The organism is Streptococcus oralis (genome assembly GCF_019929365.1).
Classification (GTDB): Bacteria; Bacillota; Bacilli; order Lactobacillales; family Streptococcaceae; genus Streptococcus; species Streptococcus oralis_BT.
In genome coordinates, this window is the sequence record NZ_JAHZPH010000003.1 from 169,194 (window position 1) to 194,807 (window position 25,614).

Consider the following 25,614-nt stretch of genomic DNA (forward strand, 5'->3'; position numbering starts at 1 on the left):
AAACGGCAAAGCTCAAAAATGAGTCTTGCCGTTTTTATATGTTTTCATCTTGTAAATCTAATTGCTTCACTCTAGCTATATAGTAGGACATAATCAAAAACAAATTGAGGCTGACAATCCATATAGACCATTCATGAAGAAAATGCATCAATACAGCCAAGCTGATTGCGCCCACTATGAAACTTCCCACAACAATCCCATAATTTAAGGCCTGGCGACGGTATTCTTGGATATTTCCTTCTCTTCTAGCAATGCGATACAAAGCGGTCAACATCTTTCGGTAATTTCCAGACGTCATAAAAATGACATAGGGATGATCTTCAATCAAACTGCCCGTAAATGTTAGCATCATCATTCCTGTTCCAAAAGCGATGAAAGGAACTTCTAATAGAGGAAATCGTGAAAAGAAAGGTAGAATAAGAGTTCCAATAAATAAAGGGAGCAGCATCTTAACCCGCCAGTAGGCCGTTTTGCGGTATTCTTTCATGTGCAATGCAAACAGAAATCCTAGAGAAAAGAAAATAATGGAGCAGAATCGTAGCATCGTATTAATGACATTTGAGTCGTGCCAATCAGATATCAGTAGGAGAATATTCCCTGTCTGTGTCGCTACCAAACTATGGTATTGAATATGGCAAAACACATCCAAAGAACCACCTACAAATCCAAGAAATACTCCCATCAATCGTGTGTTTTGAGGTAAGATTAATTTATCCGCCATGTATTATCACTCGTTTTCCTTTGATTTTTTTATTATACCACTTTCTCTTGGAGAAACTAAGTGAAAAACAGTTGACTCACTCTTTTACAGAACGATTTCTAGTAAGAGTCAAAACACAAAATTTTATTATTGAATCAAGGCAACGCTTGAAACTTTACCATCCGCACCTGTTGTAATTTGGATGATTTTTCCTCCTCCGATTTTAGCATTATACTTGCCATCATCAAGAGTGTAAGAGTAGCCTCTAATAGAGTAGTTTTCTTTATTTCCTTCTGCAGTTTCTACTGTAAATCGGCCCCCTGATGAAACTGTAATAGTTTCGCCATTCGCTCCCTTCCAGTTGCCTGCAGCTGCTGAGAAATCACCATCGACCATGGTTAAAACACCCTTGTAGCGTTTGTTGTGTTCTGCTTGCTTGTCTTGAAGTTTGCGGTCAGTTGTTGGATCATAGCCTGACTGGTTAGACTGGGCTTGAGAGCCTTGCTGAGTTGAAGGTGCCTGAGATGGAGCTTGCTGACTAGGAGCTGCTTGTTCTTGTCTTGATTCAGGTGCTGGTTTCGCTTGTGACTGATCCGCCGCTGTAGAAGACTGACCAGAAGATGCCTGGGCCTTTTCAGATGAAGCTGAGCTTGAAGATTTTTGAGTCTTGCTTTCTTTGCTAGAAGAAGCTGCTTTAGAGCTTGATGATTGACTTGTCTTTGCAGAGCTACTAGTTTGAGTGGTTTCGTTTTTATTTCCACAAGCTCCTAGTAGCAAGGTAGAAGCCAACACAGTCGCTGCCATCAATTTGATATAGGTTTTCTTTTTCATTTTTTACTCCTTTGTAATGTTTTTGAAATATTAAGAAATATTTTTGTAATATAATTGTAACATTAGGTTTTGAATCTGTCAACTATTTAGAGAAACTAGTTTAAAAATTGTTCCCTCCACTATTTCAATTCGTAATCGAAACGAAAAAATAGAAATTTTTTTAGATTAGAGTCATATTTTTTGCATCGCTCTTGTGTAATTCTAAGAAAGATAGCCATTCATAAAAATGATGATAAATAAAGAGGTCGGGAACTTTTCCCGACCTCGCTTTTTATTTCAATCGATAGGTTTTTCTTGGTTTCTTTTTAGGCACTCGTTTGAGTCCGACTTCTTCTACATATTCTCCGTATTTTACTAAAAAATTATTGCTGACGATGGAGCGCCCTGGGTTAATGAGGTTGACCAGTTCGGTTCCTTCATAGACAGTAAACTCCTCCTCCAGAAGATAGAGGAAGGTCGGGTTCCAGTCGAGACGGCCTTGGATTCGTTTGATGGATTCTTGGATAATGGCATAATGGTCAAAGGCGAAGGCTTGCTCCTCCAGCTCGACTCCCTCTAGGAAGCATTTGCCTGTCTGGAAATCGACATCTACAAAAACAACATCCTTAGCATCGTCTCCTGCCTGAACGAGGTCTAAGGCACGACTAGGTAAGTACACTAAGTGGGCAATGGTCACTGTCCAGCCCCGTGGGTCACGCCCGGGAGTCGATACGGTCATCAATTGCTCGATTTTCTCCAAAGGTAGATCGAGATTGACTTCTTCTCTCACTTCGCGCTGACAGGCATGTGCAGCATCTTCTCCCTTGTCCATAAAGCCTCCAACTAAGGCTAAACAGTTTTGATAAGGGTGAGCCTTACGACGAATCAGCAAGAGCTTGATCTTTCCTTCGACAAAGCAGTAGGCTACCATATCTACTGTCACACTTGGTTTTTCATATTGAGGGAGTTCCTGCTTGTAGTACCAATCCAAAAACTCCTCCTGACTCGCATGGATTTCATAATATTCTTTTTCCGTCATCCCGGCTGGAATCATCGTATCTGCCATCTTATGCCTCCTTTCGAACTGCCTTGGTCCATTGGTACCAACCCACTAGACTATTGAGTGTGTAAACCCAGTACATCCCTTGGATGTGAATATTTTCACCCCACCAGAGATAGATACTAAAGAGATTGGTTGCAATCCAGAAAATCCATTGCTCACGGTAGAGACGTGTCATCAAGAGCTGACCAACACCATTAGTCGCATCGGTAACACTATCACGGAAAGGGCGAGCGCTATTGATACTTTGGTAAGCCAAGCCCATACCAATCCAAATGATAGCAGTCAAGGCCAAGTACTTGAGCCAGTCAAGAACAGATAATTTCTTAGCTTCAAAGTGGGATTCTTCTGGTTTTTCCTGTTCATTGATACGATTGGACAGCCAAGCATAGAGACCAATAGGCTGCATGACAAAGAAGTAAACAGTCGTCAAGACTTCTCCATAAAAAGTCGCATTCATGGCCAAGATCAAGTAGATTGCCGAGTTAATGGCTCCAAAGAGATAATTGCTTGCACGCCCTTCTGCTACCAAGATAACACAGACAATCCCAGTCCAAGATGCAAACAAGCTCAGCCAGTCATGGCTTTCCGTATTTTGTGTGAATTCCAAGATCAAGGGAACACTTGACAGGGCGATAAGATACAACCACTGGAAAAGGCTACGGCCGACAAAGAGATCTTTCCATAGCAAGCGCATGATTCCTGCAAAACCGATCTTACGAGCTTCTTCATGGACATTTTTAAAGTTTTCGATAAATTGTGTGATTTTTTCAGTTAGCTTTTTCATCATTTTCTCCTAATCTGCTTGGTAAATGGCATCGATAGCCACTTTTGCTGCTTCATAATTTCCTAGATAATCCTCCGCTAGATAAACTAACGGAATATTAGTTAAATATCGCTCTCTCATCTGGTCCAAATGCTGGGAAAAACTGTAGCGAATGTGGTCTTCTGCCATGATCATATCTCTAAATCCGTCATTGACATAGGAGCCGACAGGTTGCACAAAGAGAATCAAGTCCCATTTTTCCTTGGCCAAGATAGAGGCAAAGAGATTGTCAAAGGTTTCTCCTGATAAGTCCCCTTGGTCCTCAGTTTCCATGTAATAATCATAGTAGCCCTTAGTTACCAAGGAGTTGGTATCGGCTATCACCAGGCCTCGATTGGCATTGCTATCGATTAACTTTGAGGTCTGGTCATACTGTCCCAACAGGAGATAGTAGTAATCCTTTGGAGTCAATTCATCATCGCGGACGTTATTTTTAATCTGATACTCACGCGCGTATTCCAGACTAACAGGTGCATCGTAATACCTTGCCAAATCCTTGGCCAGAGTGGTCTTCCCATTGCTGGCGCTTCCCATGATCAAGACTTTCTTGGTGAACTGACGACGGAAGGGTTGAGCGATGTATTTCCAATATTTGCTTGGATTTTCTCGAATCATAGTCGCTGAGATACCAAACTTTCTTTCTTGCAAGACAGTGCCAAATCCACGTTTAGCTAGTTCTTGCTGGTATTCTGTTTCTCCCACAAAGAAAGTCAGTTCTTGCTGGGTTTCATCATAAGAAATCTCCGCTAACATCTGGTCCAACCACTCCTGCCAGCCCATAGGGTAACGGGGAAGGTTGGTCTCATTCAGCTTGCAGACAGAGATCAACTCGTCATCACGAAAAGCCTCTCGGATATAGCGAAATCGTTTTTGAAGACTTAAACCTACCTGCTCACCTCGGTCTCCCTCGTAGCCTGAAACGACTACCCAGACCTGGTCACACTGACGCTTCGCTCGCTGGATCAGATCGATATGACCCTGATGAAGAGGGGCAAAGGTCCCAAATACCACTGCTGTTTTCTTTTTCATAAACGCTTTACCTTTTTATAATTTTTGATATTTTTATTTTCTATGTTTTTATTATATATTATATTTTTGTTTTGTCAATAGTTTTTTATCGTTTTTTATAAAAAAGTAGAAAAAATCAGGATTGCTCCTGATTCTCCATTTTTAAGCAATATCAAATTTTAACTGGCCTGCTTTGACACCAATCTTGAGGGTCTTTCCTGCTACCAGTTCCCCCTTAAGAAGGAGTTCTGCCAACTTGTCCTCCACTTCTGTTTGCAGGGTTCTGCGAAGTGGGCGAGCTCCCATTTCCGGATCATATCCTTGGCTTGCTAGTAACTTCAACGCTGAAGCTTGCAGTTTCAAGTCGATACCTTTCTCTGCCAGGCTAGCAATCAATGGTTTAACCATAATCTTGACAATTTCTTGCATGTGTTCGCTATCTAAGCTGTGGAAGACCACCTTTTCATCAATACGGTTGATAAACTCTGGTCGATAAGTTTTTTTCAGCTCTTCAAAGATTCGTTTTTCCATATTTTCCTGGTCAAAACGAATGTCCTTGGCCCCAAAACCGACAGTTTTGTCGTCACGAAGAGCCGTCGCACCAAGGTTTGACGTCATGATGATAATGGTATTTGAAAAGTCCACCTTGCGTCCCTTGCTATCTGTCAAGACACCGTCGTCCAGAACCTGCAAGAGGACATTAAAGATATCTGGGTGGGCCTTCTCTACCTCATCAAAGAGGAGAACGGAGTATGGCTTGTTGCGAACCTTCTCCGTCAACTCCCCACCTTCTTCGTAGCCTACATAGCCCGGAGGAGCTCCATTGAGACGGCTAGCTGCGAATTTCTCCATATACTCACTCATATCAAAGCGGATAAGGGCTGATTCGTCATCAAAGAGGACTTCTGCCAGAGCCTTGGCCAATTCAGTCTTACCGACTCCTGTCGGCCCTAGGAACATAAAGGAACCAATTGGACGCTTGTGAATGCGAATACCTGACTGATTGCGGCGAATCGCACGGCTAATACTTGAAACAGCTTGATCTTGACCGATGACACGTTTGTGCAACTCCGCTTCCAGGTTCAGGTATTTCTTAGCATCTGTTTGTGTCAGTTTTTGGACTGGGATACCTGACAAGCGACTCAAGGTAGTCAAGATATCAGATTCTGTCACTAAGTCTTTATAGACAGGCACTTCTTGTTCTTTTGCGATTAGCTGGGCCGCTTGTTTCCACTTGCCATCCATCAAGGCCTTGTCAGCTGGACTCAAGCCGGATTCGTCTGCTTTCACATGCTTGGATTTGTTTTGCACTGTTGCTGCCGCTTCATCCAATAGGTCGATGGCAGAGTCTGGCAAGTGACGACTGGTCAAGTAACGATGTGCCATCTTGACAGCTGTTTCGACAGCTTCATCTGTGATTTGCACACGGTGGTGTTTCTCATAGGTAGCCTTCAAACCTTGCAAAATGGTCATGCTGTCATCTAAACTTGGCTCTTCAATCGTCACTTTTGCAAACCGACGAGAAAGGGCAGCATCTTTTTCGATGTGTTTTTGGTATTCTTCCTGAGTGGTGGCCCCAACTGTTCTCAAAGTTCCGCGAGCTAAGGCTGGTTTCAAAATATTGGCAGCATCCAGAGTCGAATCAATACCGCTTCCAGAACCCATAATGGTGTGGAGTTCATCGATAAAGAGGATCACTTTGCCATCTTCCTCGATATCCTTGATGATATTGTTCATACGTTCTTCAAAGTCACCACGAAAACGTGTCCCCGCAACAACATTCATCAAATCAAGCTCTAAAACGCGCATCTTAGCCATTTCCGCAGGTACATCCCCACTAGCAATACGCTGGGCAAGCCCAAGTGCTAAAGCAGTTTTCCCGACACCCGCATCTCCAACCAAGACCGGATTGTTCTTGGTTTTACGGCTCAAGATTTGAATCATACGTGAGATTTCCTTGTCTCGACCGATAACTGGCTCTAACTTGCCAGAACGCGCTTGCTCCGTCAGGTCATGAGTATAATCCTCTAAACCACCACTTTGAGCTTGAGGCATGCCCATCATATTTGCCATGGAATTTTGCTTGTCAGTTACTGTGCGATGGCGTTGACGCAAAGCCTTGAGGTCTTCACGAGTCCAGCCAGCACGCTCTTCTAGATTGCGACGAAGAGCAGCAATTCTGACCTGATCTTTCTGGTCTTCATAAGAAAAGCCTGCTCTCTCCAAGATGCGTGTCGCCAAGGCATTGCCGTCATGCAAGATTGCATAGAGGACATGCTCTGTCCCTAGCACCTTTGCGTGGACCACTGAGGCCACATACTCTGCTTCTGCAAAGAGAACCTCCAAACGATGGGAAAAGGGTAATTCTGTAAAGGTTTCGTCCTGGCTATAGGCCGTTTCAGTCAGTTCTAACGCAACCTCTTCTAAACGGTCCATTTCATAAGGATAATCATTTAGAGTCGCACCTGCCACACTATAACTGTGATTGGACATGGCAATCAATAAATGCCAAGACTCTAGGTAACGGGCTCCAAAATGGCTTGCAACCATGTAGGCACTCTCGATACATTCATTCAATGCTTTTGAATAGTTCATCTTACTTCTCTTTTCTATCTACCTCTTGTAATAGCTGTCGGAGCATATTGGCACGGACAACTGAGGATTCTTCCCCTAGGACACGATCCGTTGCCACAGATGCCAGCAAGGTCATCTCCTGTTTGGTCATCAAGTCCTGCTCCACCAAAAGCTGGAGAATATCCTCATAGATCTCCTGACTAACTCTCTCACCAATCGAGTAAAGCAAATCGCGGAGCATCTCATGATGACTGGAAAACTCAATCCGCCCTATGCGAATGTAGCCTCCGCCACCACGCTTGCTCTCAACCAAGTAACCTCTGCTTTCAGTAAAACGTGTCTTGATTACATAGTTGATCTGACTCGGCACAACCTGAAAGGTATCTGCTAACTGGCTCCGCTGCAATTCCACGATACCAGACTGGTCTAAAATCGCCTTGATATAGGCTTCGATATGATCTGATGTATTTTTAAATCTCATAGTAAATCAAACTCCTTCTTTGAACCTTGACTATCTTTGACTATACTATCATTTAACACTCTATAAGTCAAATTTTTAAGGCTCAACCATTGGAAATACTGACTTTTTTAAAAAACACTTTGGCATTAATTCGCCTTAGTTTTTCTTGAAAGTTCCTAAAAAAGTCCACAAAAAAAGCCCTAAAAAGGGCGAAATATTGACGAGTTCAGCAGGCAAGAAACTAGCACGGTCAAACGTGCTTTTTTATTATCTGCTAATATTATAGCATATCCAGAAAACTCTCTCAATCGTTAGCAATAGTTTCAATATTGAAGTATAATGATACTATAACTCTTGCAGAAGCTAAGAAAGCCTATCTCAGGAAAGTTTAGAAAGATAAGAGAATTTAATATAAAAACATTTAGTTCTAGCCAATTAATATTTCTGGTTTCACTATTTTAAAAACAATAATTAGGAGTAAATAATTATGAATAAGACTGGTAAAGAAAACTTAGTAATGATCAATGATGAAGAATACGTACATTGTCCAGTTTGCGGAACATTGACTGCTGTTTATGACATTTGTGATCATTGTAATTGGCAAAATACGGGGGAAACCAACATTGATGGAGGCCCAAACAAGATGACACTAGCAAAAGCTAAGGAAGCTTACGTTAAGGGGATTCCAATAATATAACAAACTATAGTACTACAAAATCAGGAAAATAAAAATGGAACTTAGAAAGTTTAACAATAAAGTTGTAACGATGACAGACGTTGATAACCAGACCTTTGAGGGAATTTGTCTTTTTGAAGATAAGGATACTTTTGATGAAGAGTATGATGCTTTATCTGTTAAAACAGGTTTACGATGGACGAGGTTATTTGAAAATGAAATTTTAAAAGTTGAAATTGCTGATAAAATCGAGCAGTCAAAAAGCCCTTAGATTTTCTAGGGGCTTTTTATTCCACCAGTAGTTTTCAATCGTAATATGTCAATAATGCTCCTTCTCGATAACTACGAGCAAAATCTAGTAAGATTTCACTTTTGAGACGATCATACTCTGTTTTATCAATATCCAGTAACCTATATAGTTCTTTTAAAGTATGCTTTTGTTTTTGGGAAACAATAAATAAATTATAAAATATACCACGTTTCTTTTCGTCTAGGCCACTACTATAAGAGTCTATCATTTTGACCATCTCGATAGCTTTAGTTTCAAATGCGCCTGGAGTATCTCTAAGATTGGCTAACTTCTTCAGCGACTTGTAACTTTTTTAAAAAAAGAATAATCTTCACCAACTCCCTATTTTTCTAAGTATCTAAGCCCAATTCTGCTAAGATTTGACGTTTGTAGGCAATTTTTTGGACTTCCTTGTCCTCGTCTTCAGACCAATCTAGTTTAATTTCTGAAACAATCTGCCCAGGCCGATTTTTTAGGATGTAGATGCGGTCGCTAAGATTGAGGGCCTCTTCAATACTATGTGTGATGATCAAGGTCGTTAGTTGCAACTGTTTGTGAATCTCCAGATACCAAGCGTGGAGTTCCATCTTTGTCATCTCATCCAAAGCACTAAAGGCCTCATCCAAAAGAAAGAGCTTGTGCCCGAAAAGGTAGGTACGAAGCAAGGCCACACGCTGACGCATCCCACCACTGAGCTCATGAGGATACTTATCCTGTACGGCTGTCAGCTGGAAGGTCACAAGGATTTCATCCGCTCGAGCAATGGCCTCCGCCTTATCCACCTTTTGAATCAAGAGGGGCAGGATGATATTGCCAAGCACCGTCTTGTGCTCCAAGAGGAGATCCTTTTGCAGCATATAACTCACGCGCCCCTTAGGATTTTCCTCGCCGTCAAGGACAATTCGCCCTGACTGAACTTCTAAAATCCCAGCGATTAGGTTAAAGAGAGTGGTCTTTCCAACACCACTTGGTCCTAGGATAGAAACCACTTCACCCGAAGTCACCTGCAGGTTGATATCCTCTAAAATCTTTTCATCGCCATAGGCATAGCTTACGTGTTCTAGTCTAATTTCTGTCATTATTTTACAAATTCGTTAGTGAAGCCCTTGTCAGTCAGGTCTTCTTTGAGGATACCATGTTCTTTATCCCATTTGTAGAAGGCATTCCAGCGGTCAGCGTCAAATTGTCCCCATTTTTCCTTGTCACTTGCGTATTCTTTTGACAAGTATTTTTGAGATTCGATGACAAAGTCACGTTTTTCCTTGAGTTCAGGTGCGTTCTTAATGAGGATATCTGCAGCTTCTTCTGGATGTTCCATGGCATATTGGTAGCCTTTTTTGATAGCTTGGATAACTTTACGAGCTTCTTCCTTGTTGTCTTTTAGATAGTCATTGTTTGCGATGATAACGGGTGAGTAGTAGTCAAACTCCTTGACATAGTCTTTCAAGTACATGAAGTTAGCATCTACGCCTTGAGATTTGGCAAGAATACCATCCCAACCGTAGTAGATCCAAGCAGCGTCAAAGACGCCATTAGCAATCGGTGTAATCGAGTTTGAGTCGTTGTTTGGTACTTTTTCGACCTTCTCAAAGTCTCCACCTTGTGATTCTACCAAGGTTTTCAACATAGCAAGCTCAGTCGGGTCATTCCAGGTTCCGTATTTCTTCCCAACCAAGTCTTTTGGACTGGTGACATTGTCAGATTTTCGTGAGATGATCCCTGATGTATTGTGCTCAACGATAGCGGCAACGGCAGTGATTCCTGCCCCTTTTTCCAATTTCTTAGCCATGTAGTCTTGGAAATACACTGCAAATGGTGCCTTGCCATTGATCACCAAGTCAGATGAGCTTTCTTCAGGTGGCAATTTCAAATCAACATCCACTCCAGCTTCCTTGAAATAACCTTTTTCTTTAGCCACATAAAGTCCTGTGTGGTTAGTATTTGGCGTCCAGTCTAGGATAAAGTCAATCTTCTTGAGTTCTGCTTCTTTGTTATCCTTAGAAGCAGTTCCTTGACCACAAGCCACAAGCACGACAGCTACAAAAGCTGTTACTAGCGTTAAAAACACTTTCCATGTTTTCTTCATTTTGATTTCCTCTTTTCTTTTTCTAAAACATCCTTATCTTAGGGACGTTTCCATTTAATCACATATTTTTCACTAACATCGACCAATTTCATACCCAAAAGGCTGATAATCGACACCAGAATAATAATGGCAAACATGGTATCATACTGAAACAGTTTCTTGGACTGAATCATGTAGACACCTAGTCCTTCAAAGCCTCCCAACCACTCAGATACCACTGTTGTGATAAAGGCGTAGGAGACACTGACCCTCAGACCTGCATAAAAGTAAGGCAGACTGACCGGGATTTTAAAATGCCACAGGATTTGCCAAGGCTTGGCCCGCATCAGACTAAACAAGGTCAGCATATCCTTGTCACAATGCCTAAATCCGTCTAAAATGCTGACGATAATAGGGAAGGTTGTCGTCAAGATAATCAAGACAATCTTGGGCAAAATCCCATAACCTAGCCACAAGACTAAAATTGGGGCTATGGCAATCGTCGGAATGGTTTGGACAACCACCATCATAGGGTAGATAAGATCATTGAGCCAAGTTAGACTGTCCATAAGCACCGCCATGAGGCAAGCAATCAAGACTCCTAAAACCAGCCCCAGCAAAGCCACTCTCAAGGTCGCCCAGCTATGGTGCCAGAGAAATTCTCTGTCACGAGCAAAGGCCTGGAGGATCTCAAGAGGGGTTGGCAGGATAAACTTGGGTAAAAGTTTGAATATTCCTGCTAACTGCCAGACCGACAAGACTCCTATAAAGCCCAAAAGACTAATGTGTCGTCTCATCATACTTTTCAAGTTTCTCATCGATGCTTAAAATCTCTCCTACATTTATTTTGACATTGGCAAAGACATTATCTGCCTCCTGCCCTGCCACTTCTAGCGCTTCTTTGAGAATGCGCATGAGCTCATCCAACTCCCCTTCCAAGACCGTTTCAAAGGGTGTCACCACCATAGTCACAGATTGAGCTTGCAGATAAGCAATCACCTGATCGATAATAGCAATCCGGTCAATCCCCTGTGATAGGGGCAAGACTTGCAAGGCAATGCTTGCTTTCATAAAAACCTCCTCTTCTAGGCTTCCTTTTGACAAAAAGAAAACCCCTTCCATATACGGAAAAGGTGCAGAATTCGGCTAAGTATCCTTCCCTACGCTGGCATTACCCAGATCAGGTGCGGTCGAAGTTTAACACTTCCTCTCAGACTGTACACAGACTCCCGTATCTTATATGGACATATGATAACGCAAAAGCAAGGATAAGTCAAGGAAACTGCTTACAGAAAATCATGAAAAAGAGTTTGAAGGCAAGTACTTCAAACTCTATCATATCTTTCTTATTTAGCCTCGTACCAGGTTGCTCCTTCATTTTCATCTGCGATAAGGGGAACACTGAGCTGGATGGCTTCTTCCATGATTTGTTTCACCAGTGCTTTGACGGCTGCTAGTTCTGATTTCGGAACCTCAAGAACAATTTCATCGTGCACTTGCAACAGCATCTTGGTCTGATAACCACCTTCAACTAGAGCCTTGTCTAGCTGGATCATAGCGATTTTGAGAATATCTGCTGCTGAGCCCTGAATAGGAGAGTTGATTGCTGTCCGCTCTGCAAAACCACGAATGTTGAAGTTGCGCGAATTGATATCTGGCAGTTCACGACGACGCTTGAAGAGGGTCTCTACATAGCCCTTATCACGCGCTTCACGCACCACCTCATCCATGTAGTTTTTAATACCTGGGAAGCGTTCAAAGTAAGTGTCAATGTAGGTTTTGGCTTCCTTACGGCTGATGCCCAGATTATTAGACAAACCAAAGTCTGAAATCCCGTAAACTACTCCAAAGTTTACCGCCTTGGCATTACGACGGTCGTTTGGAGTCACATCCTCAGGACGTTCAATCCCAAAGACACGCATGGCTGTCGAGGTATGGATATCTGCTCCTTCTTGGAAAGCCTTAATTAAGTGCTCATCTTTAGAAATATGAGCCAAAACGCGCAACTCAATCTGCGAATAGTCCGAGCTGAGCAGCACACTATCCTCCCACTCAGGTACAAAAGCCTTACGAATGAGACGGCCTTGTTCCAAACGAACAGGGATATTTTGCAAGTTTGGATCCACACTAGACAAACGCCCTGTTTGAGTCAAATCCTGCACATAGCGCGTGTGGATCTTGCCATCAGCCAAAATCCAGTCCTGCAAACCAATCACATAGGTAGACTGGACCTTAGCAATCTGACGGTAGTCTAGAATTTTTTTAACAATCGGTGCAATAGGAGCCAATCGCTCTAGCACATCCACCGCTGTCGAGTAACCAGTCTTGGTTTTCTTAGTGTATTCTAGAGGAAGACCAAGCTTTTCAAAGAGAAGTACGCCCAACTGTTTAGGGGAATTGATATTAAACTCTTCACCAGCCAACTCATAGATTTCTTGAGTGAGTTGCTCAATGACGACCTCATTTTCAGCCTGCATCTCAAGCAAGGTTTCTTTTTTGACCTTGATACCAGCAATTTCCATCTTAGCAAGGACAAAAGCCAGAGGTTGCTCCATGTCATAGAGGAGATCTAACTGCCCATGTTCACTGAGTTTTTCAAGCAAAACAGGCTCAGTCTCAACCAATACAGCAACCTTGCGAGCCAAGTGCTCCAAGAATTTCTCGCGTTCAGGAATGGCTCTCTTGACACCCTTACCGTAGAAAGTCTCATCATCAGCCAGATAAGTCTGGCCATAGAGACTCGAAATGGTTGAAATTTCATTGTTCTCGACAGTAGAGAGGAGGTATTTGGCCAAGCGACTGTCAAAAGCAGGGGCCTGCAGGTTCAAGCCCAAGCGATTTAAAAGAACCTTCGCTTTCTTAAAGTCATACACTTTTAGAGGTGTTTTTTCTAGAAAATCCTTGAAAATCGGCTCCTGCAAGAGCTCAAGTTTATCTGTGGCGTAAAATTTATCCCCACAGGACCAGGCAAAACCAACCAAATCATCTGTATGGTAATTCTCACCAAAAAGCTCAAAGTGGAAGATAGAGTCGCCACTCAGCATGTCTTGACTGACTTGGTCAACGATGGCGAAATCCAAACTTTCAGGCGCATCCGTTGATGACACATTTAAAGCTTGCTTGAGCTGTTTGAAGCCCATCTCATCGTAGAATTTCCCGAGATTTTCCACATCTGGGCCATTATATACCAAGTCTTCCAGACCAATCTCAATCGGTGCCTGAGTCTCAATGGTCGCCAAGGTTTTAGACAGGAAAGCTTGTTCCTTGTCATTGATGAGATTTTCCTTCATCTTAGAAGCCTTCATCCCATCAATATTTTCATAAATACCCTCAAGCGAACCGTGTTCTAGCAAGAGCTTGATACCCGTCTTTTCACCAATCTTAGTAACACCAGGGATATTATCAGACTTATCCCCCATAAGAGCCTTAAGATCAATAAACTGAGCTGGGGTAATGCCCATCTTTTCCATAAGGTAATCTGGTGTAAAGGCCTCAAACTCAGCCACACCTTTCTTGGAAATCTCGACCACCGTATGCTCGTCCGTCAACTGGATCAAATCCTTATCTCCGCTAACGATTGTCACATCAAAAAAATCCTTCTCAGCCAAACGACCTAAGGTCCCGATGATATCATCCGCTTCATACTGGGGCAACTCATAATGGCGAATCCCAAGATGGTCTAACAACTCACGAATGAAGGGAAATTGCTCACGAAACTCATCTGGAGTTTTAGCACGGCCACCCTTGTAGTCTGCATACATCTCTGTTCGGAAAGTCGTCTTGCCTGCATCAAAGGCTACTAAAACATGACTGGGCTCAACCCGCTCCAAGACATGATTCAACATGAGTTGAAAGCCATAAATTGCATTGGTATGAAGGCCATTAGCATTTTTAAAACGATCCAACTGCTGATAGAGCGCAAAAAAAGCTCGAAAAGCAACAGAAGATCCATCAATTAATAATAATTTTTTCTTGTCCATACACCCATTATAAAGGAAAGAGGGGAAAAATACCATAGGAAAGAATAGGCAAATGGTAGTGAATCCCTCTTTTTTATATTCTTTCTAGATTCTCGCTCCATTACTATCTACTCGATAGCCATCCACAGTGGTATTCACTGCTAAAGCCCCTGAAGCCTTGACGTAGTAATACTTTCCTCCTACTTGGAACCACTGGCTAGACTTCATAGCCCCTGAACTCTCCAAATAATACCATGTTCCATTTTCCTTGAGCCATCCTGTCTGCATCTCCCCTGATGCCTTTAGATAGTACCAATGCAAGCCATCCTTCACCCAACCTGTTGACATGGTTCCATTTTCTTTGAAGTGATACCAACTGCCATTTATTTTCTTCCAACCAGTTGCGAGTTTCCCATTCTCACGGTAATTCCAAATACCGTTTTGCTTCTTCCAACCATTCTCCACCGATTCTGTTTCCGTATACTGGACATATCTCCTCATTCCACTATAGGATAGGTAACTAAGCCACTTATAACCTTCCTTTTCTACGATTTGATCGTAGCTAACATTTTCACCAGGATAGTAGTAGTCGATAACTTGCGCTGTACTTGACGGCTGGTTTCGAATGGCAGACTTTTGAGTAAACGTATGAGTCCCACTAGATGCCAGCCCTGACCTAATAGGATTTCCAGTTCTACCACCATTCCCTACCAAGTCCTTAAAATGGATAAAGCCTGTCATAGAGGTAGCTTTTACGCTGCGACGATTGTATTTCTCCCTAACTCCATAGTTATACTCTTCGATCTCAATCGTATCCCCTGATACATTTGATACCCAGGCCACATGCCCGTAGTAACCTTCTGTCGACCATGCAATAGCTCCAACTTCTGGCTTAGTATCCACACGGTAGCCTTCTCGCCTTGCGCGGTGCCCCCATTCATTTGCATTTCCGTAAGCAGGAGGGATCTCAAAGCCATTCACACTACTCAAACGAAAGGCTGCAAAAGACGTACACTGGCGAGAGTACATTCGCCATTGATCGATTTCAACACTACCATTTTTGTAGTGAAGCGGATAGTCATCTCCACGCGCTACACTGTCGGCCTGAACCGATTCCCCACCAAACAAAAAGGTACTCGTAATGAACAAAGTAGCCAGCCCTACACTCAACTGAGTACATCCACTCTTCTTAACTCCTGATTTAAAAAACGTCATTCATTCTCCTTAATAATATAAATTTCCGAGGTTACCCTCGTTTATACTATTCGGGAGAAAAAGAAAAAAGTGAGCAAAGCTCACTTCATTTTAGGATTCTTAGTCTAGATAGCGAATCAAGTTCTTTTCTGTCAAGATATCTGAGTAGGTGAAGGATTCAACGTAAACATTAGCTTGTTTATCTCCCTCAACATCCCCAAATTCAACGATAAATAGGGATGGATAAACCTCAATTAACTTACCCAATCTATTTTTTTGGCGCTTACGGCCATTCTCCAAAGTCATTTCAACGACTTGTCCCTCATGCGCCTTGATCTCTTCTTTGATTTTTTTCATCTTGGCTACATCTGTAAATGCATCTGACATCTTATGCCTCCCTCTTTGAGATACTTGAAAATTTATTGTATTCTTTTTGGAAAATCAATTCCACTGTTCCACGAGCTCCACTACGGTTTTTCTCGATGATAACCTCAACCTTGTTATTTGGAATTCCTTCCTCTTCTTCACCCGCACGATCGTAGTAGTCGTCACGGTATAGAAAGGCTACGATATCCGCATCCTGCTCGATAGAACCCGATTCACGAATATCAGACAAGACTGGTCTCTTATCCTGACGCTGTTCCACTCCACGAGATAACTGACTAAGAGCAATGACTGGAACCTTTAGCTCCTTAGCTAGAATTTTTAACTGACGGGAAATTTCAGAGACTTCTTGTTGACGGTTCTCACGACCAGTTCCTGTAATAAGCTGTAGGTAGTCGATCAAAATCAAGCCTAGATTGCCTGTTTCTTGAGCCAGTTTGCGTGAGCGCGAACGAATTTCCGTAATCCGAATCCCTGGTGTATCATCGATATAGATACTCGCGTTGGCCAGATTCCCTTGGGCAATGGTATACTTTTGCCATTCCTCATCAGTCAATTGACCCGTACGGATAGAATGGGACTCCACCAAGCCTTCGGCCGCCAACATACGATCTACTAGACTTTCCGCACCCATTTCCAGTGAAAAGATAGCTACAGTCTTGTCCAACTTAGTCCCGATGTTCTGAGCAATGTTCAAGGCAAAGGCTGTTTTACCGACCGCAGGACGAGCTGCGATAATAATCAGTTCCTCCTCATGGAGACCTGTCGTCATATGATCCAAATCACGGTAGCCCGTTGCAATACCAGTGATATCCGTTGTTTGTTGTGACCGAACTTCTAGGTTCCCAAAGTTGATATTTAGAATATCACGGATGTTCTTGAAACCACTACGATTGACATTTTCGCTAACATCAATGAGTCCCTTTTCAGCTTGAGCAATGATTTCATCTACAGGCTTAGAAGCCTCATAGGCTTGGTTGACAGAGTCTGTCAACTTGGAAATCAAGCGACGTAGCATAGCCTTTTCTGCAACGATTTTAGCATAATACTCCGCGTTAGCTGAAGTTGGTACAGAGTTGACAATTTCAACAAGATAGGACAAGCCACCAATATTTTGGAGATCCCCTTGGCTATCCAAAATCGTTCGAACTGTCGTCGCATCAATCGCCTCTCCACGATCCGACAAGTCTACCATCGCTTGGAAAATCAACCGATGAGCATACTTAAAGAAGTCTCGAGAATCAATGTATTCTCGGACAAAAACGAGCTTGCTCTCATCTATAAAAATAGCCCCCAAAACAGATTGTTCGGCCAAAATATCCTGAGGTTGAACTCGCAGTTCCTCTACTTCTGCCATCCGACTTTCCTTCCTTTTACAATCTTGTCAAGAAGTTGTAAACTTACCCTTCTTTTACACGAAGATTGATGACACTTGTAACATCTTGGTAGATTTTCACTGGTACATCAATCAAACCTACTGCTCGAATTGGTGCCTTTACTTGAATATGACGCTTGTCAATATTGATACCAAACTGCTTTTGCAATTCTTCTGCAATCTTCTTATTGGTGATTGAGCCAAATGTACGGCCATCTGGTCCAACCTTTTCAACAAACTCTACAACCGTTTCTTCTGCTTCAAGCTTGGCTTTGATTTCTCTTGCCTCTGCTAACATCTCTGCATGAGCCTTTTCTTCAGACTTCTGTTTTCCACGCAATTCACCGATTGCCTGAGCAGTCGCTTCCTTAGCCAAATTCTTTTTAATCAAGAAGTTTTGGGCGTAGCCAGTTGGCACTTCCTTGATTTCGCCTTTTTTCCCTTTTCCTTTGACATCTGCTAAAAAGATTACTTTCATTCTTCTTTCTCCTTTTCTTTTAGTTCATCCAAGATTAGTTGAGTCAATTTTTCTCCAACTTCTGATAGACTCATATCCTTAATCTGCGCAGCAGCTAGGTTAAAGTGACCACCACCGCCCAGTTCTTCCATAATTCGTTGCACATTGATTTTACTACGGCTTCGAGCCGAGATAGAGATGAATCCTTGTGTATTTTTTGCCAGAACGAAACTAGCCTCAATGCCAGACATAGCCAACATAGCATCGGCAGCCTTACTGATGACAACCGTATCATACGTAGTTGAGTCCTTAGCTTTGGCAATCAAGATATCTGAACCTAACTTACGACCTTGTAAAATGAGTTCATTTACCTCACGGTACTCTTCAAAATCTGTCGCAGCAATTTCCTGGATAGCAATACTATCACTTCCACGTGTTCGGAGGTAGCTAGCCACATCAAAAGTTCGACTCGTCACTCGAGATGTAAAATTCTTGGTGTCCAGCATCATACCAGCCATCAAAACACTGGCCTGCATACGACTCAAACGATTTTTCTTAGAATTTTGGAACTGAATCAATTCTGTGACTAACTCACTCGCACTACTTGCTCCACTTTCAATATACGTGATGACAGCATTCTCAGGGAAATCTTGATCACGTCTATGATGGTCAATGACAATGGTTTGAGTGAACAGTTCGTAAAAATTTTTCGATAAAGTCAAAGCCGTCTTGGAATGATCCACTAAAATCAACAAAGAGCGCTTGGTGACCAATCTCATCGCATCAGCCAGAGGCAAGAGCTTAGTGACACCCTCTTTTTCCAAAAAGTTGACCGCACGCTCGATATCTGGTGACATTTGATCTGCATCGTAGACCGCATAGCTATTTTCAGTGATATTGCTCGCAAACAGCTGCATACCAACCGCAGACCCCAAGGCATCCATATCCAGATTCTTATGACCAACTACAAATACCTGATCCACACTGCGAATCTTATCTGAAATAGCTGTCATCATGGCTCTCGTACGTGTTCTTGTTCTCTTAACAGAGGCTGCGGAACCACCACCAAAGTAGACTGGATTCTTGGTTTCATCATTTTCCTTGACAACCACCTGGTCCCCACCACGAACCTCAGCTAAGTTCAAGTTTCTTAAAGCAACTTTCCCTATCTCATCATGATTTCCATCACCATAAGAAAAGCCCATGCTCAAGGTCAATGGCAGCTGTCTCTGTTTTGCCTCCTCACGAAAGGCATCAATCACAGAGAATTTATCATTCATCAATTCCTCGAGTACTGTGTAATCTGTGAATACATAAAAACGATCCATCCCCACACGCCGAGAAAACATGGCATACTTACTAGCAAATTCTGAAACAAAATTAGCTACAAAACTATTGATATGACTGATATCGGAGTCGGATGTCGCATCCTCCAAATCATCGTAATTATCCACTGAGATGACCCCGATGACTGGACGACTAGTTACCAATTCAACAGTAGCTTCATACTCCCCAGAAACATCAAAGAAATACAAAACACCTGAGGCCTTATCCATATGAACAGCATATCGTGTTTCCCCCAAGTTAGCATAAGAACCAGGGTTCCCTACAGAAGCCTTGATGATAGTTTGAATCAAGTCAACATCAATTTCGCCTTCTTCAGTCGTCAAAATCAACTCAGCATAAGGATTAAACCATTCGACTTCGCCACTAGATAAGTCTAATTTCAGAACACCAACTGGCATTTGATCGAGCAACGTGTTCAAGCTATCTTCCGCTTGATGGTTTACGTATTGGATTTGTTCAATTTCGCTCTTTTCATACTGTTTTTTTTGCCAGATGAATAAAAGCAGATAAAGAAGTACAAATAAAAACAAGGCACTGATTGTTACAACATTATTTTGTGAAAAAATAATCAGCATTGTTAAGGTTCCGAAAGTTGCAATCCCTAGTAGAACCGCAGAAATCGGGGTTAAATTATTTTTTTTCATTCTAAACCTCTTGCGCATTATTATATCACAAATGCCCTTAAAAAGCGACCTTTAAAAAGTGGTAAGCCTCCTTTTCCTTATTGATTTTTTTATGGTTTTAATGCAAAAAAGAGAATAAGCTCATTATCCTCCTGCACTAAGATTACTACCATCTAACGTTCAACGATGAGGGCTGTTCCCATCCCTCCCCCGATACAGAGAGTTGCTAAACCAGTTTTGGCATCACGTTTCATCATCTCATGTACCAGAGTCACTAGGATACGGCAGCCTGAAGCTCCAATTGGGTGACCAAGAGCAATCGCACCACCATTGACATTGACAATATCTGTGTTAAATCCAAGTGTTTTCCCAACCGCACAAGCCTGAGCAGCAAAGGCTTCATTTGACTCGATCAAGTCGAGATCATCAACTGTCAAATTGCCTTTTTCAAGCGCCTTGCGAGTCGCATAAATCGGTCCACATCCCATCATCTTAGGATCCAAACCTGCACTTGCATACGAACGAATGCGGACAATCACTGGCAATCCTAATTCTTCAGCTTTTTCAGCACTCATGATTAGGACTGCTGCTGCCCCATCATTGATGCCTGAGGCATTTCCCGCTGTAACAGAACCGTCTTTTTTGAAAACAGGACCTAGCTTAGACAAGCTCTCCAAGCTGGCATCTTTTCTAGGAAATTCATCTGTATCAAAGACAATAGGATCACCTTTGCGTTGAGGAATGACCACTGGAACAATCTCTTTCTTAAAGCGTCCAGATTCTATAGCCGCCACTGCTCGTTTTTGTGATTCCAAAGCAAGAGCATCTTGTTCATCCCGGCTAATACCATATTCTTCAGCCACATTCTCAGCTGTAATCCCCATATGGTATTCGTTAAAAGCATCAGACAAACCGTCCTTAATCATGGTGTCTACCACTTTCGAATCGCCCATACGGCCACCCCAACGGAAGCTTGGCAAAACATATGGTGCCTGACTCATGTTTTCTGCACCACCAGCTACGACAATATCTGCATCGCCACACTGAATCGCTTGAGCAGCTAACTGAACTGCCTTCAAACCAGAACCACAAACCTTATTAATAGTAAAGGCTGGTGTAAATTCAGGAAGTCCCGCATGAATACTCATTTGGCGAGCCACATTTTGCCCTAAACCAGCGCCAAGGACATTCCCCATAATCACTTCATCTACCTGCTCTGGTTTAATATTCGCTTTTTCCAAAGCGCTCTTAATGACCAAAGCTCCCAAATCAACAGCAGAAACATTCTTCAAGCTCCCTCCAAAGGAACCAATAGGAGTTCGCACTGCTGAAACAATCACTACGTCTTTCATAACTACCTCCATTTATACCTTGTATAATGATGCAATACAAAAGTGGTTTACAATTGTGTAAACCACTTTTACATAGTTGTCAAGATTTTATGATTCCTTAACTTCTAGCAAACCAACTTCACCATCTTCGCGGCGATACAAAACATTTGTTGTTTGATCTTCTACATCTACATAGATAAAGAAATCATGTCCCAACAAGTCCATTTGAAGAAGAGCTTCTTCCAAATCCATTGGTTTTAAATCAATTTGTTTTGAACGAACCACTTTTGGCTGCACAACATTTGCATCTTCAACTAGAGCATCTGTAAAGAGTTGGCTTGTTGCAACCTTATTTTTATTCTTGCGTTCGATTTTTGTTTTATTTTTTCGAATCTGGCGTTCAATTTTATCTGTTACAAGATCGATAGAACCATACATATCTTGAGAAATATCTTCTGCACGAAGGGTAATTGATCCAAGTGGAATTGTTACTTCAACTTTTGCTGTTTTTTCACGGTAAACTTTCAAGTTGACACGTGCATCCAACTCTTGTTCAGGTTGAAAATATTTTTCGATCTTTTCGAGTTTAGAAACTACATAATTGCGAATTGCTTCTGTTACTTCTAGGTTTTCACCACGGATACTATATTTAATCATATAAGTACCTTCTTTCTAAACATTTTTATTTTTCTAACTATATTATAACGCTTTCATTTTCATTTTGCAAATTTTTTCCTTATCTTACAAGAGAAAAAGTTTTGACTTCCAAAACACCTGCCTCTTCAAAAAGTCGCTTCACACGATTGATAGTCGCCCCTGTCGTATAGATGTCATCAATAACCAAAATCTTCTTAGGAAGAGGGGCTTCCGTTTTAATATAAAAGGGAATTTCTGTAGCTAATCGTTCTGAGCGATTCTTAGAAGAACTAGCCTTCTCTTCTCTTTTCCCTAGTAAATCTTGAAAGGAAAATCCTGCCGTCTCAACCAAACCTTCAACCTGATTAAATCCTCTCTCAAGCAATCTTTCAGGACTTAGGGGAATTACCACAAATTCATAGTCTCTATACTTTTTCAACTCATCTGCAAGTACAGGAGTAAAAACCTTTCTAAGCAGAAAATCCCCATCAAACTTATATCGACTAAAGAAGTCTTTCATAGCTTGATTATAGGTGAAGATTGCTTTATGATCAACTTGAATCCCATCTTCACACCAAAGTTTACAATCTTGACACGTTGTTGACAACCCTCTTTTCATGCAGTTTGGACAATGGTCTTCACCAATCTTCTCAAAAGTAGAATCACAAGCTGAGCAAAGATAGTTGTGCTCATTCTTAAACAGTAAGAGGTGACTAAATGTCAAGTCACTCTTTGTTGACTGGCCACATAATAAACAATTCATAATCCCGCCTCCTTGTTCATCTGCTTGATTTCCTTGATTGCCTTTTTGATGGAAGTATTTAATCCATCATGAAAGAAGAGCAACTCACCAGTCGGTCTATTCATACTGCGCCCAACTCGCCCTCCAATCTGAATCAAGCTAGATTTTGTAAAGAGACGATGATTAGCTTCTACTACGAAAACATCCACACAAGGGAAGGTAACTCCACGTTCCAAGATTGTCGTACTGATCAGTATTGTTAGCTTTCCATCTCGAAAAGCTTGCACCTGCTCTAATCGGTCTTCTGTGACAGAAGATACAGAACCGATATTCTCATCTGGGAAATGCACCTGTAGTATTTCTTTTAATTTTTCGCCTTTCTTAATCTCTGATGCAAAAATCAGCAGAGGATAACCTGTTCTTCTCTGTTTCTCAATGTAGGTCTTTAACTTAGATGACAACTGACTTTTCTCTAAACAACGATTAAAATCCGATAACCAAACTGGTTTTGGAATAATTAAAGGATTTCCATGAAATCGTCTAGGCAAGCTCAATCGTTTTAATTCTCCTAAGCGAACCTTCCTATCTAACTCATCTGTAGAAGTTGCTGTAAGGAATATCCTTAATCCATCCTCCTTTACACTATTCTTTACAGCATAGTAAAGCATAGAATTGTCAACATAAGGAAAGGCATCTACCTCATCCACTATCAACAAATCAAAAGCATGATAAAATTTTAACAACTGATGAGTTGTTGCAACTACTAAGGGAGTTCGAAAATAGGGATCTGATTCGCCATGAAGTAGTGCTATATCGCAAGCAAAGTCATTCTGCAGTCGCTTATACAGTTCCAAACACACATCAATTCGAGGACTTGCTAAACAAACTGCACCACCATCATCAATCACTTTGGCAACAACTTGATAAATCATCTCTGTCTTTCCAGCACCTGTCACAGCATGAACTAAAGTCGGTTCTTTCTTTTCGACTGCTCGAATCAACCCCTCCGATACCTTCTCTTGAAAAGAAGTCAATTGGCCACGCCATTTAAGAACATCTTGTTTCGGAAAAACCTCCTGTGGAAAATAGTATAAAGCCTGATCGCTCCTTACTCGTTTCATCAACAAGCACTCCCTGCAATAGTAAGCACCAACAGGCAAATACCATTCTTCCAAAATAAGACTGTCACAACGTTGACAAAGCAGCTTTCCCTTCTCTTTTCTTATTGCTGGCAGTTTCACTGCTGCCTCTCGTTCTTCTTTGGTTAATTCTTTCTCAGTAAACAAGCGACCGAGATAATTTGGATTTACTTTCATACTTCTTTATTCGTAAAAATCTAGCACTTTGAAGCTTTTTTTAGTACAATAAAATCATGGAATTTAGAACAATTAAAGAGGACGGGCAGGTCCAAGAAGAAATTAAAAAGTCACGCTTTATCTGTCATGTAAAGCGTGTCTATAGTGAAGAAGAGGCTCGTGATTTCATCACGACCATCAAAAAAGAACACTACAAAGCTACCCATAACTGCTCAGCTTTTATTGTAGGGGAACGAAGTGAAATCAAGCGTACGAGTGATGATGGTGAGCCTAGTGGTACTGCTGGAGTCCCTATGCTCGGTGTCTTAGAAAATCACAATCTTACCAATGTCTGCGTAGTGGTTACTCGCTACTTCGGGGGAATTAAGCTAGGTGCTGGTGGTTTAATTCGTGCTTATGCAGGTAGTGTGGCCTTGGCTGTCAAAGAGATTGGCATTATTGAAATCAAAGAGCAGGCTGGTATAGCCATTCAAATGTCCTATACTCAGTATCAAGAATATGGTAATTTTCTTAGAGAACACGATCTCATGGAACTAGAAACAAACTTTACAGATCAAGTTGATACGATGATTTATGTTGACAAGGAAGAGAAAGAAAATATCAAAGCTGCTCTTGTAGAGTTTTTTAATGGAAAGGTTACTTTAACAGATCAAGGTTTACGGGAGGTTGAAGTTCCTGTAAACTTAGTGTAAATCTGTAAATAAATAGTACCTACTAAATTTACTCTCAGATTCACAGCCTAGATGCTTGATATAAAAAAATCCTATCACTTCGATAGGATTTCTATATTTTACAAATAGCCTTGAGCGCGTTATACTAGTATCATCTTATACAAAGAGGTATATCTATGGCTATTTATAACAATATCACTGAACTAATCGGACAAACACCGATTGTTAAACTTAACAACATTGTTCCAGAGGGTGCTGCAGATGTTTATGTAAAACTTGAAGCTTTTAACCCTGGATCGTCAGTAAAAGACCGTATTGCCCTTAGCATGATTGAAAAAGCGGAACAAGATGGTATTCTAAAACCAGGTGCTACCATTGTTGAGGCAACGAGTGGAAATACTGGTATCGGACTTTCTTGGGTAGGTGCTGCTAAGGGATATAAAGTTGTTATCGTCATGCCCGAAACGATGAGTGTGGAACGACGTAAGATTATCCAAGCCTATGGTGCTGAACTCGTCCTTACTCCTGGTAGCGAAGGAATGAAAGGCGCAATTGCCAAGGCTCAGGAGATCGCAGCTGAACGTGACGGCTTCCTTCCACTCCAATTTAACAATCCAGCTAATCCTGAAGTACACGAAAGAACAACAGGAGCTGAAATACTGGCTGCTTTCGGTTCTGATGGACTAGATGCTTTTGTGGGTGGTGTTGGTACTGGTGGAACGATTTCAGGTGTTTCTCACGCTCTTAAAGCAGCAAATCCAGACATTCAAGTTTATGCAGTTGAGGCAGACGAGTCAGCTATCTTGTCTGGTGAAAAACCAGGACCTCACAAAATTCAAGGTATCTCAGCTGGATTTATTCCTGATACACTTGATACAAAAGCCTATGACGGTATCGTCCGTGTAACATCAGATGATGCCCTTGCGCTTGGCCGTGAAATCGGCGGAAAAGAAGGGTTCCTTGTTGGGATTTCTTCAGCCGCAGCGATTTACGGGGCAATTGAAGTTGCCAAAAAATTAGGTACAGGTAAGAAAGTCCTTGCTTTAGCACCAGATAACGGCGAACGTTATTTGTCTACAGCACTCTATGAATTTGAAGTGTAGTCTCCTAA

Annotated in this window: 26 protein-coding genes; 4 read left to right on the forward strand and 22 right to left on the reverse strand. The window is 41.8% G+C overall.

What is annotated here, in order from left to right; genetic code table 11:
• Positions 1 to 34 precede the first annotated feature (34 nt).
• From K1I53_RS05925 to K1I53_RS05955, 7 genes are all read right to left on the reverse strand, one after another.
• Positions 35 to 721 carry a YoaK family protein gene (locus K1I53_RS05925; protein ID WP_000764008.1) on the reverse strand — a complete coding sequence of 229 codons (687 nt, stop codon included), beginning with the start codon at positions 719 to 721 and terminating at the stop codon, positions 35 to 37.
• A gap of 126 nt (positions 722 to 847) precedes the next feature.
• Complete coding sequence (locus K1I53_RS05930; RefSeq protein ID WP_223328720.1) at positions 848 to 1,531, reverse strand: hypothetical protein; 684 nt, start codon at positions 1,529 to 1,531, stop codon at positions 848 to 850.
• A 271-nt stretch (positions 1,532 to 1,802) separates the two neighbouring features.
• On the reverse strand, positions 1,803 to 2,576 hold the full coding sequence (locus tag K1I53_RS05935) for an NUDIX domain-containing protein (RefSeq protein WP_223328721.1): 774 nt from the start codon (positions 2,574 to 2,576) through the stop codon (positions 1,803 to 1,805).
• Position 2,577: 1 nt separating this feature from the next.
• Positions 2,578 to 3,357: a nicotinamide riboside transporter PnuC gene (gene pnuC, locus K1I53_RS05940; protein WP_223328722.1), complete on the reverse strand. Its 780-nt coding sequence runs from the start codon at positions 3,355 to 3,357 to the stop codon at positions 2,578 to 2,580.
• A 9-nt stretch (positions 3,358 to 3,366) separates the two neighbouring features.
• On the reverse strand, positions 3,367 to 4,425 hold the full coding sequence (locus tag K1I53_RS05945) for an AAA family ATPase (RefSeq protein WP_223328723.1): 1,059 nt from the start codon (positions 4,423 to 4,425) through the stop codon (positions 3,367 to 3,369).
• Positions 4,426 to 4,566: 141 nt separating this feature from the next.
• Positions 4,567 to 6,999 carry an ATP-dependent Clp protease ATP-binding subunit gene (locus K1I53_RS05950; RefSeq protein ID WP_223328724.1) on the reverse strand — a complete coding sequence of 811 codons (2,433 nt, stop codon included), beginning with the start codon at positions 6,997 to 6,999 and terminating at the stop codon, positions 4,567 to 4,569.
• Between the two features lies 1 nt (position 7,000).
• Positions 7,001 to 7,459: a CtsR family transcriptional regulator gene (locus K1I53_RS05955; protein ID WP_001211261.1), complete on the reverse strand. Its 459-nt coding sequence runs from the start codon at positions 7,457 to 7,459 to the stop codon at positions 7,001 to 7,003.
• 466 nt (positions 7,460 to 7,925) lie between these two features.
• On the opposite strand from K1I53_RS05955, the gene K1I53_RS05960 reads away from it, so the two are divergent.
• Together K1I53_RS05960 and K1I53_RS05965 are read left to right on the forward strand one after the other, a co-directional pair.
• A complete protein-coding gene (locus tag K1I53_RS05960) occupies positions 7,926 to 8,135 on the forward strand; it encodes a CPCC family cysteine-rich protein (protein WP_001044018.1) in 210 nt (69 codons plus the stop codon).
• Between the two features lie 34 nt (positions 8,136 to 8,169).
• Positions 8,170 to 8,385, forward strand: coding sequence for a hypothetical protein (locus K1I53_RS05965; RefSeq protein ID WP_223328725.1), 216 nt, complete (start codon positions 8,170 to 8,172; stop codon positions 8,383 to 8,385).
• 34 nt (positions 8,386 to 8,419) lie between these two features.
• Here K1I53_RS05965 and K1I53_RS05970 read toward each other — a convergent pair whose 3' ends face one another.
• From K1I53_RS05970 to K1I53_RS06040, 15 genes are all read right to left on the reverse strand, one after another.
• Positions 8,420 to 8,632, reverse strand: coding sequence for a hypothetical protein (locus K1I53_RS05970; RefSeq protein WP_223328726.1), 213 nt, complete (start codon positions 8,630 to 8,632; stop codon positions 8,420 to 8,422).
• A gap of 121 nt (positions 8,633 to 8,753) precedes the next feature.
• Entirely contained in the window at positions 8,754 to 9,482 is a 729-nt protein-coding gene (locus K1I53_RS05975; protein ID WP_223328727.1) for an ABC transporter ATP-binding protein, read from the reverse strand.
• The gene (locus tag K1I53_RS05980) at positions 9,482 to 10,489 is read right to left on the reverse strand and encodes an ABC transporter substrate-binding protein (protein WP_223328728.1); all 1,008 of its coding nucleotides are present in this window, start codon (positions 10,487 to 10,489) and stop codon (positions 9,482 to 9,484) included. The genes K1I53_RS05975 and K1I53_RS05980 overlap by 1 nt, the downstream gene beginning before the upstream one ends.
• 38 nt (positions 10,490 to 10,527) lie before the next feature.
• Positions 10,528 to 11,286: an ABC transporter permease gene (locus K1I53_RS05985; protein ID WP_223328729.1), complete on the reverse strand. Its 759-nt coding sequence runs from the start codon at positions 11,284 to 11,286 to the stop codon at positions 10,528 to 10,530.
• Positions 11,249 to 11,539 carry a thiamine-binding protein gene (locus K1I53_RS05990; protein WP_139659063.1) on the reverse strand — a complete coding sequence of 97 codons (291 nt, stop codon included), beginning with the start codon at positions 11,537 to 11,539 and terminating at the stop codon, positions 11,249 to 11,251. Before K1I53_RS05990 ends, K1I53_RS05985 begins: the two co-directional genes overlap by 38 nt.
• Before the next feature lie 275 nt (positions 11,540 to 11,814).
• Positions 11,815 to 14,448: a DNA polymerase I gene (gene polA / locus K1I53_RS05995; RefSeq protein WP_223328730.1), complete on the reverse strand. Its 2,634-nt coding sequence runs from the start codon at positions 14,446 to 14,448 to the stop codon at positions 11,815 to 11,817.
• An 84-nt stretch (positions 14,449 to 14,532) separates the two neighbouring features.
• Positions 14,533 to 15,642 carry an SH3 domain-containing protein gene (locus tag K1I53_RS06000; protein ID WP_223328731.1) on the reverse strand — a complete coding sequence of 370 codons (1,110 nt, stop codon included), beginning with the start codon at positions 15,640 to 15,642 and terminating at the stop codon, positions 14,533 to 14,535.
• 99 nt (positions 15,643 to 15,741) lie between these two features.
• Positions 15,742 to 16,008, reverse strand: a complete 267-nt coding sequence (locus K1I53_RS06005) for a Veg family protein (protein WP_001278165.1) — start codon at positions 16,006 to 16,008, stop codon at positions 15,742 to 15,744.
• Between the two features lies 1 nt (position 16,009).
• Positions 16,010 to 17,362 (reverse strand): replicative DNA helicase, encoded by a 1,353-nt coding sequence (gene dnaB / locus K1I53_RS06010; protein ID WP_223328732.1) that lies wholly within the window; start codon positions 17,360 to 17,362, stop codon positions 16,010 to 16,012.
• A gap of 43 nt (positions 17,363 to 17,405) precedes the next feature.
• Positions 17,406 to 17,858, reverse strand: coding sequence for a 50S ribosomal protein L9 (rplI, locus tag K1I53_RS06015; RefSeq protein ID WP_173259312.1), 453 nt, complete (start codon positions 17,856 to 17,858; stop codon positions 17,406 to 17,408).
• Positions 17,855 to 19,828 (reverse strand): DHH family phosphoesterase, encoded by a 1,974-nt coding sequence (locus tag K1I53_RS06020; protein ID WP_223328733.1) that lies wholly within the window; start codon positions 19,826 to 19,828, stop codon positions 17,855 to 17,857. The genes rplI and K1I53_RS06020 overlap by 4 nt, the downstream gene beginning before the upstream one ends.
• A 152-nt stretch (positions 19,829 to 19,980) precedes the next feature.
• Positions 19,981 to 21,159, reverse strand: a complete 1,179-nt coding sequence (locus tag K1I53_RS06025) for an acetyl-CoA C-acetyltransferase (RefSeq protein ID WP_223328734.1) — start codon at positions 21,157 to 21,159, stop codon at positions 19,981 to 19,983.
• Positions 21,160 to 21,246: 87 nt separating this feature from the next.
• Positions 21,247 to 21,795 (reverse strand): ribosome hibernation-promoting factor, HPF/YfiA family, encoded by a 549-nt coding sequence (gene hpf / locus K1I53_RS06030; RefSeq protein WP_000599119.1) that lies wholly within the window; start codon positions 21,793 to 21,795, stop codon positions 21,247 to 21,249.
• Positions 21,796 to 21,874: 79 nt separating this feature from the next.
• On the reverse strand, positions 21,875 to 22,537 hold the full coding sequence (locus tag K1I53_RS06035; protein WP_038805916.1) for a ComF family protein: 663 nt from the start codon (positions 22,535 to 22,537) through the stop codon (positions 21,875 to 21,877).
• A complete protein-coding gene (locus tag K1I53_RS06040) occupies positions 22,534 to 23,832 on the reverse strand; it encodes a DEAD/DEAH box helicase (protein WP_223328735.1) in 1,299 nt (432 codons plus the stop codon). The genes K1I53_RS06035 and K1I53_RS06040 overlap by 4 nt, the downstream gene beginning before the upstream one ends.
• Before the next feature lie 56 nt (positions 23,833 to 23,888).
• Here K1I53_RS06040 and K1I53_RS06045 point away from each other — a divergent pair, with 56 nt between their 5' ends.
• Both K1I53_RS06045 and cysK read left to right on the forward strand, forming a co-directional pair.
• Entirely contained in the window at positions 23,889 to 24,524 is a 636-nt protein-coding gene (locus K1I53_RS06045) for a YigZ family protein (protein WP_223328736.1), read from the forward strand.
• 155 nt (positions 24,525 to 24,679) lie between these two features.
• Positions 24,680 to 25,606 carry a cysteine synthase A gene (gene cysK, locus K1I53_RS06050; protein ID WP_125416138.1) on the forward strand — a complete coding sequence of 309 codons (927 nt, stop codon included), beginning with the start codon at positions 24,680 to 24,682 and terminating at the stop codon, positions 25,604 to 25,606.
• The last annotated feature ends 8 nt before the right edge of the window (positions 25,607 to 25,614 follow it).

Bases quoted from the DNA above. Each gene is read 5' to 3' on its own strand.
- polA (WP_223328730.1), bottom strand. From the start codon at position 14,448: ATGGACAAGAAAAAATTATTATTAATTGATGGATCTTCTGTTGCTTTT.
- rplI (WP_173259312.1), bottom strand. From the start codon at position 17,858: ATGAAAGTAATCTTTTTAGCAGATGTCAAAGGAAAAGGGAAAAAAGGC.
- K1I53_RS06000 (WP_223328731.1), bottom strand. From the start codon at position 15,642: ATGACGTTTTTTAAATCAGGAGTTAAGAAGAGTGGATGTACTCAGTTG.
- K1I53_RS05930 (WP_223328720.1), bottom strand. From the start codon at position 1,531: ATGAAAAAGAAAACCTATATCAAATTGATGGCAGCGACTGTGTTGGCT.
- hpf (WP_000599119.1), bottom strand. From the start codon at position 21,795: ATGATTAAATATAGTATCCGTGGTGAAAACCTAGAAGTAACAGAAGCA.
- K1I53_RS06005 (WP_001278165.1), bottom strand. From the start codon at position 16,008: ATGTCAGATGCATTTACAGATGTAGCCAAGATGAAAAAAATCAAAGAA.
- K1I53_RS05960 (WP_001044018.1), top strand. From the start codon at position 7,926: ATGAATAAGACTGGTAAAGAAAACTTAGTAATGATCAATGATGAAGAA.
- K1I53_RS05975 (WP_223328727.1), bottom strand. From the start codon at position 9,482: ATGACAGAAATTAGACTAGAACACGTAAGCTATGCCTATGGCGATGAA.
- K1I53_RS05965 (WP_223328725.1), top strand. From the start codon at position 8,170: ATGGAACTTAGAAAGTTTAACAATAAAGTTGTAACGATGACAGACGTT.
- K1I53_RS05955 (WP_001211261.1), bottom strand. From the start codon at position 7,459: ATGAGATTTAAAAATACATCAGATCATATCGAAGCCTATATCAAGGCG.
- K1I53_RS06035 (WP_038805916.1), bottom strand. From the start codon at position 22,537: ATGAATTGTTTATTATGTGGCCAGTCAACAAAGAGTGACTTGACATTT.
- K1I53_RS05935 (WP_223328721.1), bottom strand. From the start codon at position 2,576: ATGGCAGATACGATGATTCCAGCCGGGATGACGGAAAAAGAATATTAT.
- pnuC (WP_223328722.1), bottom strand. From the start codon at position 3,357: ATGAAAAAGCTAACTGAAAAAATCACACAATTTATCGAAAACTTTAAA.
- K1I53_RS05980 (WP_223328728.1), bottom strand. From the start codon at position 10,489: ATGAAGAAAACATGGAAAGTGTTTTTAACGCTAGTAACAGCTTTTGTA.
- K1I53_RS06020 (WP_223328733.1), bottom strand. From the start codon at position 19,828: ATGAAAAAAAATAATTTAACCCCGATTTCTGCGGTTCTACTAGGGATT.
- K1I53_RS06025 (WP_223328734.1), bottom strand. From the start codon at position 21,159: ATGAAAGACGTAGTGATTGTTTCAGCAGTGCGAACTCCTATTGGTTCC.
- cysK (WP_125416138.1), top strand. From the start codon at position 24,680: ATGGCTATTTATAACAATATCACTGAACTAATCGGACAAACACCGATT.
- K1I53_RS06045 (WP_223328736.1), top strand. From the start codon at position 23,889: ATGGAATTTAGAACAATTAAAGAGGACGGGCAGGTCCAAGAAGAAATT.
- dnaB (WP_223328732.1), bottom strand. From the start codon at position 17,362: ATGGCAGAAGTAGAGGAACTGCGAGTTCAACCTCAGGATATTTTGGCC.
- K1I53_RS05950 (WP_223328724.1), bottom strand. From the start codon at position 6,999: ATGAACTATTCAAAAGCATTGAATGAATGTATCGAGAGTGCCTACATG.
- K1I53_RS05985 (WP_223328729.1), bottom strand. From the start codon at position 11,286: ATGAGAAACTTGAAAAGTATGATGAGACGACACATTAGTCTTTTGGGC.
- K1I53_RS05970 (WP_223328726.1), bottom strand. From the start codon at position 8,632: ATGATAGACTCTTATAGTAGTGGCCTAGACGAAAAGAAACGTGGTATA.
- K1I53_RS06040 (WP_223328735.1), bottom strand. From the start codon at position 23,832: ATGAAAGTAAATCCAAATTATCTCGGTCGCTTGTTTACTGAGAAAGAA.
- K1I53_RS05945 (WP_223328723.1), bottom strand. From the start codon at position 4,425: ATGAAAAAGAAAACAGCAGTGGTATTTGGGACCTTTGCCCCTCTTCAT.
- K1I53_RS05925 (WP_000764008.1), bottom strand. From the start codon at position 721: ATGGCGGATAAATTAATCTTACCTCAAAACACACGATTGATGGGAGTA.
- K1I53_RS05990 (WP_139659063.1), bottom strand. From the start codon at position 11,539: ATGAAAGCAAGCATTGCCTTGCAAGTCTTGCCCCTATCACAGGGGATT.